This is a genomic window from Citrobacter sp. Cf125 (assembly GCF_030333935.1).
GTDB lineage: Bacteria > Pseudomonadota > Gammaproteobacteria > Enterobacterales > Enterobacteriaceae > Citrobacter > Citrobacter freundii.
In genome coordinates, this window is sequence record NZ_JAOWEY010000025.1 from 570,574 (window position 1) to 583,798 (window position 13,225).

A 13,225-nucleotide genomic window follows, 5' to 3' on the forward strand; every position below is an offset into this window, starting at 1 on the left:
TCACGCATGCTCCCATCCCGTTCTGCTCCGGCTCCTTTTTACGAAAAGGTCAAACAGGAGATCAGCGAAAAAATTGCCAGCGGTATCTGGCAGCCTCACGATCGCATTCCGTCTGAGGCAGAGCTGGTGGCGCAGTATGGTTTCAGCCGCATGACCATCAACCGGGCGCTGCGTGAGTTAACGGATGAAGGTTTACTGGTGCGTTTGCAGGGTGTGGGGACGTTTGTCGCCGAGCCAAAAGGTCAGTCCGCGCTATTTGAAATTCGCAGCATCGCGGATGAAATCAACGCCCGTCAGCATCAGCACCGGTGCGAAGTGCTGACGCTGGAAAGAACCCGGGCAAACGCGCAGCAGGCTTTGGTATTAAACGTCAAAGAAGGCACCTCTATTTTTCACTCTGTCATGGTGCACTACGAGAACGATCTGCCGGTACAGATTGAAGATCGCTGCGTGAATGCCGAAATTGTGCCCGAGTATCTGGCGCAGGATTACAGCCAGACTACGCCGCACGCTTACCTGTCGCTGATAGCCCCCTTGACCGAAGGTGAGCATATTGTTGAGGCCGTTCGCGCCAGCGCCGAAGAGTGCGCGTTGCTGAACATCAAAGAACACGATCCCTGCCTGCTGATCCGCCGCAAGACCTGGTCCGCGTCATCCATTGTCTCTCATGCCCGTTTACTGTTCCCTGGTTCCCGCTATCGACTGCAAGGGCGGTTTATGTCCTGATACAGGAGATGAAAACCGTGATTGCTGACGCAATATAATAAAAATGTATCTTAATTGTTAAAATCATCCTTGCAGTGACTTGTATAGACAAGTATATGTTACTTATCTATCCGACGTTCGCGAGGAGTTTTCTGTCATGTCCCATAGCAAATATCGTCAGCAGGATATTCGTGCCCCACGCGGCACCACCTTAACGGCCAAAAGCTGGCTGACCGAAGCGCCGCTGCGCATGTTAATGAATAATCTGGATCCCGATGTGGCGGAAAATCCGCATGAGCTGGTGGTTTACGGCGGGATTGGCCGCGCCGCACGGGACTGGGAATGCTATGACGCCATCGTCAACGCGCTGACCAAACTGGAGACCGATGAGACGCTGCTGGTCCAGTCCGGAAAACCGGTAGGCGTATTCAAAACTCACGACAACGCACCGCGCGTGCTGATTGCCAACTCCAACCTGGTGCCACATTGGGCTACCTGGGAACACTTCAACGAACTGGACGCCAAAGGGCTGGCGATGTACGGCCAGATGACCGCCGGGAGCTGGATCTACATCGGCAGCCAGGGGATCGTGCAGGGGACTTATGAAACCTTCGTTGAGGCCGGGCGTCAGCATTATCAGGGTAACCTGAGCGGGCGCTGGGTATTGACCGCCGGACTGGGCGGTATGGGCGGGGCGCAGCCGTTAGCCGCTACGCTTGCGGGGGCGTGTTCGCTGAACATTGAATGCCAGCAAAGCCGAATCGATTTCCGTCTGCGTACCCGTTACGTGGACGAGCAGGCGACATCGCTTGACGATGCGCTGGCGCGTATCGACAAATACACTCGCGAGGGTAAAGCGGTCTCCATTGCGCTGTGTGCGAACGCCGCCGACGTTGTGCCGGAACTGGTGAAGCGCGGTGTGCGCCCGGATATGGTCACCGACCAGACCAGCGCCCACGATCCGCTGCATGGTTATCTGCCGTCTGGCTGGAGCTGGGAAGAGTATCAGGCAAAAGCGGTGTCCGATCCGCAGGGCACGGTGCAGGCGGCGAAACGTTCAATGGCAACGCACGTTGAGGCGATGCTGGCGTTTAGCAAAATGGGCGTGCCAACGTTTGATTACGGCAACAACATTCGCCAGATGGCCAAAGAGATGGGCGTGGAAAATGCCTTTGATTTCCCCGGCTTCGTACCTGCTTATATTCGACCGTTGTTCTGTCGCGGCATTGGCCCGTTCCGTTGGGTGGCGCTGTCCGGCGATCCGCAGGATATTTATAAAACAGATGCCAAAGTGAAAGAGATCGTGGCAGATGATAAGCACCTTCATCACTGGCTGGATATGGCGCGTGAGCGGATTAATTTCCAGGGTTTACCGGCGCGTATCTGCTGGGTCGGCCTGGAGTGGCGTCAGAAACTAGGGCTGGCGTTTAATGAAATGGTGCGCAGCGGTGAAGTATCCGCGCCGATTGTTATTGGCCGTGACCATCTGGACTCAGGTTCTGTTGCCAGCCCGAACCGCGAAACTGAAGCTATGCGCGACGGTTCAGACGCCGTATCCGACTGGCCGCTGCTGAACGCGCTGCTTAACACCGCCAGCGGCGCGACCTGGGTGTCGCTGCATCACGGTGGCGGGGTCGGTATGGGCTTCTCTCAGCATGCCGGGATGGTGATTGTTTGCGATGGCACCGATGAAGCCGCGGCGCGTATCGCCCGGGTCTTACATAACGATCCGGCGACCGGGGTGATGCGTCACGCCGACGCCGGATATGACATTGCGGTGGAATGCGCCGTCGAAGAAGGGCTGAATTTGCCGATGGTTGCCGCGACGCAGGAGAAACGCTGATATGAACACCATGACACTCACGCCGGGCCATCTGAGTTTTATCCAGCTACGTGAAATCTGGCAGCAGCCGGTCAAACTGAGTCTGGATGCCGGGGCGATCGATGCTATTAACGCCAGCGTCGCCTGCGTCAATAATATTGTCGATGAAGGCCGTACGGCGTATGGCATTAATACCGGCTTTGGCCTGCTGGCCCAGACCCGTATCGCCACGGAAGATTTGCAGAATTTGCAGCGTTCGCTGGTGCTTTCCCATGCGGCAGGTGTCGGCGAGGCGCTGGACGACGCGATGGTGCGTCTGATTATGGTGCTGAAAATCAACAGCCTGGCGCGCGGTTTTTCCGGTATTCGCCTGAGCGTGATTGAAGCGCTGATTGCGCTGGTGAATGCCGAGGTGTATCCGCTGATCCCGGCGAAAGGCTCCGTGGGGGCATCGGGTGACCTGGCGCCACTGGCGCATATGTCTTTGACGCTGTTGGGAGAAGGGAAGGCGCGCTGGCAGGGTGAATGGCTCCCGGCGACCGAAGCGCTGAAAAAGGCCGGGCTGGAGCCGATAACGCTGGAGGCAAAAGAAGGGCTGGCGTTGCTCAACGGCACCCAGGCTTCGACGGCCTTTGCGCTGCGTGGGCTAATTGAAGCTCAGGAACTGTTTGCGTCTGCAACGGTGTGCGGGGCGCTGACCACCGAAGCCGTGCTGGGTTCCCGTCGTCCGTTTGATGCCCGTATTCACGCCGCGCGAGGGCAGCGTGGGCAGATTGATGCCGCAACGCTGTATCGCCACGTATTGACCGACACCAGCGCGCTTTCGCAGTCGCATCATAACTGTGAGAAAGTGCAGGATCCGTATTCTCTGCGCTGTCAGCCACAGGTGATGGGGGCATGTCTGACGCAAATGCGCCAGGTGATGGATGTTCTGCTGGTGGAGGCCAATGCGGTTTCCGACAACCCGCTGGTATTTGCCGAAGAGGGGGATGTCATTTCTGGCGGCAACTTCCATGCTGAACCGGTGGCGATGGCAGCAGATAATCTGGCGCTGGCGATTGCGGAAATCGGCTCGTTATCGGAGCGACGCATTGCGTTAATGATGGATAAACACATGTCGCAACTGCCGCCGTTTTTGGTGAAAAACGGTGGGGTGAACTCCGGCTTTATGATTGCTCAAGTCACGGCTGCCGCGCTGGCGAGTGAGAACAAAGCGCTGGCGCATCCGCATAGCGTAGACAGTTTACCGACGTCCGCCAACCAGGAAGATCACGTATCTATGGCTCCGGCGGCGGGGCGCAGACTGTGGGAGATGGCAGCAAATACGCGCGGCGTGATTGCCGTAGAGTGGCTGGCGGCGTGTCAGGGGATTGACCTGCGCGAAGGGTTAACCTCAAGCCCGCTGCTGGAGCAGGCGCGCCAGGCTTTACGCGAGCAGGTTGCTCATTACACGCAGGATCGCTTTTTCGCCCCGGATATCGAGTGCGCGACCGAACTGTTAGCGCAAGGAACATTGCTGAAATTGCTGCCTGAATTTCTCTAGAGAATTGCCTGATGGCGACGCTGACGCGTCTTATCAGACTTACGGTCGGCTTTGTAGGCCGGATGAGGCTAAGTCGACATCCGGCATAACAGAACTTAGCTAAATATTGCGGTAACAGAAGCGCTGGCGAGCGAGTGGAAATGGACGTTAAATCCAACCATCGCGCCGCTGGCGTCCTCATCGACATCAATACGCTCCACATCCAGTGCGTGAACCGTAAAGATATAGCGGTGGTTTTCCCCCTTCGGCGGCGCAGCGCCACCATAACCGGCTTTACCAAAATCCGTGCGTGTTTGCAGCACGCCTTCCGGCAACGCAACCAGCCCCGAGCCGTAACCTTGTGGTAAAACTCGGGTATCTGCAGGCAGGTTAACCACCACCCAGTGCCACCAGCCGGAGCCGGTTGGCGCATCAGGATCGTAACAGGTCACGACAAAGCTTTTAGTCCCGGCGGGCACGTCATCCCATGCCAGGTGCGGGGAAATATTATCCCCGTCATATCCCATGCCGTTAAAGACGTGGCGATGAGGAAGCTTTTCGCCATCGCGCAGATCGTTACTGATTAGTTTCATGCTGACTCCTCTCGTTAGCCAAAAAGTGTAGCCAGAAACCGTAGAGCTTACCGCTGATTAATCGCTAAAAAATGTTGCATTGCGTACAGCCTCGTTGACGGCCTGCGTCAGGCTGCGCAGTTGTTCGGGCTTGATGATGTACGGCGGCATCAGATAAATGAGCTTACCAAACGGTCTTACCCACACGCCCTGTTCGACAAAGAACTTCTGTAACGCGGCCATATTCACCGGATGCGTGGTTTCTATCACGCCGATGGCACCAAGCACGCGCACGTCGGCGACCCAACGGGAATCTGCCGCCGGGGCGAGTTCTTCACGCAACTGCGCTTCAATGGCCGCGACCTGCGAGCGCCATTCGCCGGTTTCGAGCAGCGACAGGCTGGCAGAGGCGACGGCGCAGGCCAGTGGATTACCCATGAAAGTCGGGCCGTGCATAAAACATCCGGCTTCACCGTTGCTGATGGTTTCCGCAACCAGGCGCGTGGTCAGGGTGGCGGAAAGGGTCATCGTTCCGCCGGTTAACGCTTTGCCAAGGCACAAAATGTCCGGAGTGATATCAGCGTGCTCACAGGCAAACAGCTTGCCCGTGCGACCAAATCCGGTGGCGATTTCATCGGCAATCAGCAAAATGCCTTCCCGGTCACACATCTTACGGATGCGCTTTAACCACTCAGGATGGTACATGCGCATGCCGCCAGCGCCCTGCACAATCGGTTCAAGGATCACTGCCGCAATTTCGTGGCGATGTGCGGCCATCAGACGGGCAAAAGGCACCATATCCAGTTCGTCCCATTCGCCGCCCATCCGACTTTGCGGAGCGGGTGCAAACAGGTTATCAGGCAGATAACCCTTCCACAGACTGTGCATCGAGTTGTCAGGATCGCAGACCGACATCGCGCCGAAAGTATCGCCGTGATAACCGTTACGAAATGTCAGGAAACGCTGACGGGATTCACCTTTGGCCTGCCAGTATTGCAGCGCCATTTTCATCGCGACTTCCACGGCGACCGAACCAGAATCCGCGAGAAAAACGCACTCCAGCGCCTCGGGCGTCATCGCCACCAACTGGCGACACAGCGCAATAGCCGGGGCATGGGTAATGCCGCCAAACATCACGTGCGACATGGCATCAATCTGCGTTTTCATCGCGGCATTCAGCTGCGGGTGATTGTAACCGTGGATTGCCGCCCACCAGGATGACATGCCGTCAATCAGCTTCTCACCGCTGGCTAATATCAGTTCACAACCTTCGGCACGCGTCACCGGATAAACCGGCAGCGGGGAGGTCATGGAGGTGTAAGGGTGCCAGATATGGCGTTGGTCAAACGCAAGATCGTCCGTTGTCATAATCGACTTGTAAACCAAATTAAAAAGATTTAGGTTTACGAGTCTACACCAAACTAACAACGAAACGTATACCAATATGGCTCATTCTTCTCGCTGGACAATGTCGCAAGTCACCGAATTATTTGAAAAACCGCTGCTGGATCTGTTGTTTGAAGCGCAGCAGGTTCATCGTCAGCATTTCGATCCGCGGCAGGTACAAGTTAGTACGCTGTTGTCGATTAAGACCGGTGCTTGCCCGGAAGACTGCAAATACTGCCCGCAAAGTTCCCGCTATAAAACCGGACTGGAAACGGAACGTTTGATGGAAGTTGAACAGGTTCTGGACTCTGCCCGTAAGGCGAAACAAGCCGGTTCAACGCGGTTTTGCATGGGCGCGGCGTGGAAGAACCCTCACGAACGCGATATGCCGTACCTGGAACAAATGGTTCAGGGCGTGAAAGAACTGGGGCTGGAAGCCTGTATGACGCTGGGCACGCTGGACGAATCTCAGGCCCAGCGCCTGGCCAATGCGGGTCTGGACTACTACAACCACAACCTCGACACCTCGCCGGAATTTTACGGCAATATCATTACCACCCGTTCGTATCAGGAGCGCCTGGATACGCTGGATAAAGTGCGTGAGGCGGGCATTAAAGTTTGCTCCGGCGGGATTGTGGGGCTGGGTGAAACGGTGACCGACCGCGCGGGTCTGCTGCTGCAATTAGCGAATCTGCCGACGCCGCCGGAAAGCGTGCCGATCAACATGCTGGTGAAAGTGAAGGGCACGCCGCTTGCCGATAACGACGACGTAGATGCTTTTGATTTTATTCGTACTATCGCCGTCGCGCGCATCATGATGCCGACCTCATACGTACGTCTTTCTGCCGGGCGCGAGCAGATGAACGAACAAACCCAGGCAATGTGCTTTATGGCCGGGGCCAACTCGATTTTCTACGGCTGCAAACTGCTGACCACGCCGAACCCGAACGAAGATAAAGATTTATTGTTGTTCCGTAAGCTGGGTCTTAACCCGCAGCAAACGGCGGTACTGGCGGGTGATAACGAACAGCAACAACGTCTGGAGCAGGCGCTGCGTACCCCGGATACCGACGATTACTACAACGCGGCAACCGTATGACCTGGCAGCAAAAAATCGACGATGCGCTAACGGCGCGTCGTCGTGCTGATGCGTGGCGTCGGCGCTATGCAGTGACACAGGGTGCTGGTCGCTGGTTACAGGCTGGCGGTCGTCAGTATCTGAATTTCTCCAGCAACGACTATCTCGGCTTAAGCCACCATCCGCAGATTATCTGCGCGTGGCAGCAGGGTGCAGAGCGTTTTGGCGTCGGCAGTGGCGGCTCGGGCCATGTCAGCGGTTATTCCGTTGCTCATCAGGCGCTGGAAGAAGAGCTGGCGCAGTGGCTCGGCTATTCCCGGGCGCTGTTGTTCATCTCCGGTTTTGCCGCTAATCAGGCAGTGATAGCCGCATTGATGGAAAAAGACGATCGCATTGTCGCCGACAGGCTTAGCCATGCCTCGCTGTTGGAGGCCGCCAGCCTTAGCCCTGCTGTTTTACGTCGCTTTACCCATAACGATCCGCAACATCTGGAGCGTCTGCTGACTTCCCCCTGTCCGGGGCAGCAACTGGTGGTCACTGAAGGCGTATTCAGCATGGATGGCGATAGTGCGCCACTGGCAGAAATCCACGCGGTGGCGAAACGGCAGGGCGCGTGGCTGCTGGTGGATGATGCGCATGGGATTGGCGTAAGCGGTGAGAAAGGGCGCGGCTCGTGCTCTCGACAACAGGTGAAACCTGAGCTGCTCGTGGTGACGTTTGGCAAAGGGTTTGGTGTCAGCGGTGCGGCGATCCTGTGTTCTGATAGCGTGGCCGACTATCTGTTGCAGTTTGCCCGCCATCTGATCTACAGCACCAGTATGCCTCCGGCGCAGGCGCAGGCCTTACGCGCCGCGCTGGCGGTGATCCGCAGCCGTGAAGGCGATGAACGCAGGGAAAAGTTAGCGATGCTGATCCAGCGTTTTCGCGCTGGAGTGAATACTACGGATTTGACGCTGGCGCATTCAGATAGCGCTATTCAACCGCTGATCGTTGGCGACAATCATAAAGCCCTGCAACTGGCACAGACGTTACGGCAACAGGGATGCTGGGTGACGGCAATTCGCCCACCAACGGTGCCCACCGGTACGGCCAGATTACGGCTGACTTTGACCCAGGCGCATGAGGTGCAGGATATCGATCGTCTACTGGAGGTGTTGCATGGTGCAGGTCAATAAACAGGCGATTGCCGCCGCGTTTGGCCGCGCTGCCACCTACTATGAGCAACACGCAGAGCTGCAACGTCAGAGTGCCGATGCGTTACTGGCACAACTCGATGGCCGGGCGTTCTCAAGGGTTTTGGACGCGGGCTGTGGGCCTGGGCGTATGAGTCGCTACTGGCGGGAGCAGGGGAGCGAGGTCTGCGCGCTGGATCTGTCGGCGCAAATGCTGGCTGAAGCGCAGCGTCACGATGTTGCCCATCACTATCTGCTGGCGGATATCGAAGCCATTCCGCAGGCCGCTGCCACTTTCGACCTGGCCTGGAGCAATCTGGCCGTGCAGTGGTGCAGCGACCTACGCGGTGCGTTAAGCGAGCTATACCGGGTGGTGCGTCCTGGCGGAACTGTGGCGTTTAGTACCCTGGCGCAAGGTTCGATGCCGGAACTTCGTCAGGCGTGGCGAACAGTTGATGACCGGGAGCATGCCAACCGTTTTTTGCCCGTGGAGCAACTGGAAAACGCGCTGTGCGGCTGGGACGTTGAATACCAGTCTCATGCCGTCACGCTGTGGTTTTACGATGCGCTGAGCGCCATGCGCTCGTTGAAGGGTATTGGCGCGACGCATTTGCATGATGGACGCGAGCAGCGTGTGCTGACCCGCTCGCAACTGCGTCAGCTACAGCTCGCCTGGCCCTGTCAGCAGGGGAAATATCCGCTGACCTATCATCTTTTTTTGGGAGTGATTCAACGTGACTAACACGTATTTTGTCACCGGGACGGACACCGAAGTAGGTAAAACTATCGCCAGCTGTGCGTTGCTTCAGGCGGCGGGACAGTTGGGATTGCGAACCGTCGGCTATAAGCCGGTGGCGTCAGGCAGTGAAATGACGGATGAAGGTCTGCGAAACAGCGATGCGCTGGCTCTACAGCGCAACAGCGTTGTAGCCGTGGATTATGCAGCCATCAATCCGTATACCTTCGCGGAACCTACCTCACCGCATATCATCAGTGCTGACGAAGGGCGCCCCATTGAGGCCTCCGTGATGTCTGCGGGCTTACGCTTGCTTGAAGAACAGGCTGACTGGGTATTGGTGGAAGGTGCAGGCGGATGGTTTACGCCGCTTTCGCCAACGCTGAGTTTTTCTGACTGGGTAAAAGAGGAACAACTGCCGGTGATTCTGGTGGTTGGCGTTAAGCTCGGTTGTATCAATCATGCCATTTTGACCGCCCAGGCGGTGCAGCAGGCTGGGCTGACGCTCGCCGGATGGGTTGCCAATGATGTGACGCCCCCCGGCAAGCGTCATGCTGAATATATGGCGACGCTAAAGCGTGCGCTTGCGGCTCCGCTGCTGGGGGAAATTCCCTGGCTGGCAGAAGAGCCGGAGCAAGCATCGACAGGTCGTTATATCGATCTTAGCGTTTTGTCTCTGGCATCCACCAGTCGTTGATTAGCGGGTCGCTGAATTGTGTTATTTGCCCTTGAGCCACGTTGCGGCCACGATGTAACAAGCAATAGCAGTCGGCGACCCGACGAATGAACGGCAGGCTCTGCTCCGCGAGCATAATGGTGATGCCAAGCTCCTGGCTTAGCCTCACAATCAGATTCCCCAGTTTGTGGATATACGCCTGGCCTGTTCCTCGTGTGGGCTCATCGAGGATCAGCAGACGCGGGCGAGTGACCAACGCGCTGGCGAGTGCAAGCTGGTGCTGATTTTCCTCCGACAATGCCACCCCTTTGGCCTGACGCAGTACAAACAGCTGTGGAAACAGGCGGTAAATATCGCTGCTGTTCATTGCTTCGCTTTCCTCAACCGCCTGGCGCGCAATGTGCAGATTTTCCTCTACCGTCAACTGCGAAAAAATTCGCCGCTCCTGTGATACACAGTTAATACCTAGTGCAATGCGCTTTGCCGCCGGAATCTGAAGCAGATCGCAAGGTGGTGCGCCAGCCTGATGCCAGAACATGGTTCCGCTCTCAATCGGTAAATTGCCGATGATGCAATTGGCAAGCGTAGTCTTTCCCATCCCTGGAAGACCCAGCACGGCGGTACATTTACCGGGCAACAGGTCGAGATCGACATCCCAAAGCGAGTGTTGATTACCGTAATAGTGATTCACTGCACGAAGACTCAACATAGATTTCTCCCTCATGATGATATCCGCCTCGCGGACTGGTGGTCGGGAGAAAACTGCAAATCTCTTGCCAGAAGCGGAATTGGGGAAAAATACAGCAGGATGGCGTGCAGCGCTGGCGGTAAATTCTTACTGACCGCATTCCTGACATTGTTTTGTGCACATTGGCAGTGCCTGGTGGTGTCGTGATGGTGCAGGCAGGAAAATGATGAAAATGCGAGCAAGATCTCGGCCATCCGAGGTCGCTTCGTTAGCTGATAAATATCAAAAAATAGCGATAATTTTTTTTTATCCCACCAGAAAAGACCATCAGGACGTTTTTGCCAGGCTACAGTCCATACGGGCTGGAGGCAGTTATCCACTATTCCTGTGGATAACCTTGTGTATTAGGGTTAGAAAACACAATGTAAGCGAGAGAAGACGCGGCCTGCGACTAAATTGATGCGAAAGACGGCTCGAGATAATAATCATTAGATTACAGGATGTTAGATAAATGCAATGGCTGTCGCAGAAGTGTCATGCGTTGCCACAAAACTTTCATCGAGTAGCTTGACAAATGTTAAAAAAGTCATTGGTTTGGGGATAACACATTTTTGCTGGTGTTTTATCTTGCCTGCGGACAAATTTTAGCCTGTAGCCACGGCCATTTTGCTGGGGTAACAGAAATATTCTGGCGCGTTACTGTTTTTTCATCCAGTATATTTTACTGGCAAAATATACTGCTGCGAGTAAAATTACACACCTGCCCGCCCATTGCTTCAGGTAGCTGCTCATGAGTAAACCGTTCAAACTAAATTCCGCTTTTAAACCCTCTGGCGATCAGCCTGAGGCGATTCGTCGCCTGGAAGAAGGTCTGGAGGATGGTCTGGCGCATCAGACGCTACTGGGGGTGACAGGGTCGGGGAAAACATTCACCATCGCTAACGTGATTGCGGACTTGCAGCGTCCTACCATGGTGCTGGCCCCCAATAAGACACTTGCTGCTCAGCTGTACGGTGAGATGAAAGAGTTCTTCCCGGATAACGCGGTGGAGTATTTTGTCTCTTACTACGACTATTATCAGCCGGAAGCCTACGTACCCAGTTCTGACACCTTCATCGAGAAAGATGCTTCGGTCAACGAACATATTGAGCAGATGCGCCTGTCGGCAACCAAAGCGCTGCTGGAACGTCGCGATGTCGTTGTCGTGGCGTCGGTTTCCGCGATTTATGGTCTGGGTGACCCGGATCTGTACCTGAAAATGATGCTGCACCTGACGGTGGGGATGATTATCGACCAGCGTGCGATCCTGCGTCGTCTGGCGGAGCTGCAATATACCCGCAACGATCAGGCATTCCAGCGCGGGACCTTCCGCGTGCGCGGTGAAGTGATCGACATTTTCCCGGCAGAATCCGATGACATCGCGCTGCGCGTGGAACTGTTTGATGAAGAGGTCGAACGTTTATCGCTGTTTGACCCGCTGACCGGACAGGTCGAATCCACAATTTCGCGCTACACCATCTATCCTAAAACGCACTACGTGACGCCGCGAGAACGTATCGTGCAGGCGATGGAAGAAATCAAAGTTGAGCTGGCAGAGCGGCGTAAAGTCCTGTTGGCAAATAACAAACTGCTGGAAGAACAGCGCTTAAGTCAGCGTACCCAGTTCGATTTGGAAATGATGAATGAGCTGGGTTACTGCTCGGGGATTGAAAACTACTCCCGCTATCTGTCCGGGCGCGGCCCTGGCGAGCCGCCGCCGACGCTGTTTGATTACCTGCCTGCCGATGGCCTGCTGGTGGTGGATGAATCCCACGTGACTATCCCGCAAATTGGCGGCATGTATCGCGGTGATCGGGCGCGTAAAGAAACCCTGGTCGAATACGGATTCCGTCTGCCGTCGGCGCTGGATAACCGTCCGCTCAAATTTGAAGAGTTCGAGGCGCTGGCTCCGCAAACTATCTACGTTTCGGCGACGCCGGGCAACTATGAGCTGGAGAAATCCGGTGATGAAGTGGTCGATCAGGTGGTACGACCGACCGGCCTGCTGGATCCGGTCATTGAGGTGCGTCCGGTGGCGACGCAGGTTGACGATCTGCTGTCGGAGATCCGCACCCGTGCGGCGATTAACGAACGTGTGCTGGTCACCACGCTGACCAAACGGATGGCAGAAGACCTCACAGAATACCTCGAAGAACATGGCGAGCGGGTGCGTTATCTGCACTCTGACATCGATACTGTGGAACGCATGGAAATCATTCGTGACCTGCGTCTGGGCGAGTTTGACGTGCTGGTGGGTATCAACCTGTTACGTGAAGGTCTGGACATGCCTGAGGTCTCCCTGGTGGCGATTCTGGACGCAGACAAAGAAGGGTTCCTGCGTTCTGAACGTTCGCTTATCCAGACCATCGGTCGTGCGGCGCGAAACATCAACGGTAAGGCTATTCTCTACGGCGATAAAATTACCGCCTCAATGGCTAAAGCGATTGGTGAAACCGAACGTCGTCGTGAGAAGCAGCAACTCTACAACGAAGAGCACGGTATTACGCCGCAGGGCCTGAATAAGAAAGTAGTCGATATTCTGGCGCTGGGTCAGAATATTGCGAAGACCAAGGCGAAAGGCAAAGGGAAGTCACGCGCAGGCGCGAAGTCTGAAGTTGTGGAACTGGATATGACGCCAAAAGCGCTGCAGCAGAAGATTCACGAGCTGGAAGGGCAGATGATGCAGCATGCGCAGAATCTTGAATTTGAAGAGGCAGCGACGATCCGCGACCAGTTGCATCAACTGCGCGAGTTGTTTATCGCAGCATCGTAAGAGTGTGCCGGATGCGGGGTAAACCCCTTATCCGGCCTACGGCAAAGATCGCGTTC

At 55.8% G+C, this 13,225-nt stretch carries 12 protein-coding genes; 8 read left to right on the forward strand and 4 right to left on the reverse strand.

The features are described 5' to 3' along the window. The first annotated feature begins 6 nt into the window (after positions 1 to 6). The 3 genes from OGV89_RS19390 to hutH all read left to right on the forward strand — a co-directional run bounded on the left by OGV89_RS19390 (position 7) and on the right by hutH (position 4,070). Positions 7 to 726, forward strand: a complete 720-nt coding sequence (locus OGV89_RS19390; RefSeq protein WP_003023059.1) for a histidine utilization repressor — start codon at positions 7 to 9, stop codon at positions 724 to 726. Positions 727 to 862: 136 nt separating this feature from the next. Further along, entirely contained in the window at positions 863 to 2,548 is a 1,686-nt protein-coding gene (hutU, locus tag OGV89_RS19395; RefSeq protein WP_003837071.1) for a urocanate hydratase, read from the forward strand. A gap of 1 nt (position 2,549) precedes the next feature. Continuing rightward, on the forward strand, positions 2,550 to 4,070 hold the full coding sequence (gene hutH / locus OGV89_RS19400) for a histidine ammonia-lyase (RefSeq protein ID WP_088902527.1): 1,521 nt from the start codon (positions 2,550 to 2,552) through the stop codon (positions 4,068 to 4,070). 95 nt (positions 4,071 to 4,165) lie between these two features. On the opposite strand, the gene OGV89_RS19405 is transcribed toward hutH, so the two are convergent. Together OGV89_RS19405 and bioA are read right to left on the reverse strand one after the other, a co-directional pair. After that, the gene (locus tag OGV89_RS19405) at positions 4,166 to 4,642 is read right to left on the reverse strand and encodes a kinase inhibitor (protein WP_003845384.1); all 477 of its coding nucleotides are present in this window, start codon (positions 4,640 to 4,642) and stop codon (positions 4,166 to 4,168) included. Positions 4,643 to 4,699: 57 nt separating this feature from the next. Beyond that, a complete protein-coding gene (gene bioA / locus OGV89_RS19410) occupies positions 4,700 to 5,989 on the reverse strand; it encodes an adenosylmethionine--8-amino-7-oxononanoate transaminase (protein WP_058842497.1) in 1,290 nt (429 codons plus the stop codon). 76 nt (positions 5,990 to 6,065) lie between these two features. On the opposite strand from bioA, the gene bioB reads away from it, so the two are divergent. From bioB to bioD, 4 genes are read left to right on the forward strand one after another with little or no spacing between them, the layout of a single operon-like run. Beyond that, positions 6,066 to 7,106: a biotin synthase BioB gene (gene bioB, locus OGV89_RS19415; RefSeq protein WP_003837062.1), complete on the forward strand. Its 1,041-nt coding sequence runs from the start codon at positions 6,066 to 6,068 to the stop codon at positions 7,104 to 7,106. Then, positions 7,103 to 8,260 carry an 8-amino-7-oxononanoate synthase gene (gene bioF, locus OGV89_RS19420; RefSeq protein WP_088902526.1) on the forward strand — a complete coding sequence of 386 codons (1,158 nt, stop codon included), beginning with the start codon at positions 7,103 to 7,105 and terminating at the stop codon, positions 8,258 to 8,260. The genes bioB and bioF overlap by 4 nt, the downstream gene beginning before the upstream one ends. Then, entirely contained in the window at positions 8,244 to 8,999 is a 756-nt protein-coding gene (gene bioC, locus OGV89_RS19425; RefSeq protein ID WP_088902525.1) for a malonyl-ACP O-methyltransferase BioC, read from the forward strand. The genes bioF and bioC overlap by 17 nt, the downstream gene beginning before the upstream one ends. Further along, positions 8,992 to 9,690 (forward strand): dethiobiotin synthase, encoded by a 699-nt coding sequence (gene bioD, locus OGV89_RS19430; RefSeq protein WP_016149822.1) that lies wholly within the window; start codon positions 8,992 to 8,994, stop codon positions 9,688 to 9,690. Before bioC ends, bioD begins: the two co-directional genes overlap by 8 nt. Here the strand turns inward: bioD and OGV89_RS19435 are convergent. Further along, a complete protein-coding gene (locus tag OGV89_RS19435) occupies positions 9,656 to 10,378 on the reverse strand; it encodes an ABC transporter ATP-binding protein (RefSeq protein WP_003035181.1) in 723 nt (240 codons plus the stop codon). The two genes, bioD and OGV89_RS19435, sit on opposite strands and share 35 nt — an antisense overlap. Positions 10,379 to 10,389: 11 nt before the next feature. After that, positions 10,390 to 10,737: a hypothetical protein gene (locus OGV89_RS19440; protein ID WP_136345716.1), complete on the reverse strand. Its 348-nt coding sequence runs from the start codon at positions 10,735 to 10,737 to the stop codon at positions 10,390 to 10,392. A gap of 410 nt (positions 10,738 to 11,147) precedes the next feature. Here OGV89_RS19440 and uvrB point away from each other — a divergent pair, with 410 nt between their 5' ends. Further along, positions 11,148 to 13,169, forward strand: coding sequence for an excinuclease ABC subunit UvrB (gene uvrB / locus OGV89_RS19445; protein ID WP_003837055.1), 2,022 nt, complete (start codon positions 11,148 to 11,150; stop codon positions 13,167 to 13,169). Positions 13,170 to 13,225: the final 56 nt, after the last annotated feature.

Excerpts from the sequence above, each read along its gene's own strand:
- hutU (WP_003837071.1), top strand. The coding sequence starts at position 863 with ATGTCCCATAGCAAATATCGTCAGCAGGATATTCGTGCCCCACGCGGC.
- bioC (WP_088902525.1), top strand. The coding sequence starts at position 8,244 with ATGGTGCAGGTCAATAAACAGGCGATTGCCGCCGCGTTTGGCCGCGCT.
- OGV89_RS19435 (WP_003035181.1), bottom strand. The coding sequence starts at position 10,378 with ATGTTGAGTCTTCGTGCAGTGAATCACTATTACGGTAATCAACACTCG.
- OGV89_RS19405 (WP_003845384.1), bottom strand. The coding sequence starts at position 4,642 with ATGAAACTAATCAGTAACGATCTGCGCGATGGCGAAAAGCTTCCTCAT.
- OGV89_RS19390 (WP_003023059.1), top strand. The coding sequence starts at position 7 with ATGCTCCCATCCCGTTCTGCTCCGGCTCCTTTTTACGAAAAGGTCAAA.
- hutH (WP_088902527.1), top strand. The coding sequence starts at position 2,550 with ATGAACACCATGACACTCACGCCGGGCCATCTGAGTTTTATCCAGCTA.
- bioB (WP_003837062.1), top strand. The coding sequence starts at position 6,066 with ATGGCTCATTCTTCTCGCTGGACAATGTCGCAAGTCACCGAATTATTT.
- bioF (WP_088902526.1), top strand. The coding sequence starts at position 7,103 with ATGACCTGGCAGCAAAAAATCGACGATGCGCTAACGGCGCGTCGTCGT.
- uvrB (WP_003837055.1), top strand. The coding sequence starts at position 11,148 with ATGAGTAAACCGTTCAAACTAAATTCCGCTTTTAAACCCTCTGGCGAT.
- bioA (WP_058842497.1), bottom strand. The coding sequence starts at position 5,989 with ATGACAACGGACGATCTTGCGTTTGACCAACGCCATATCTGGCACCCT.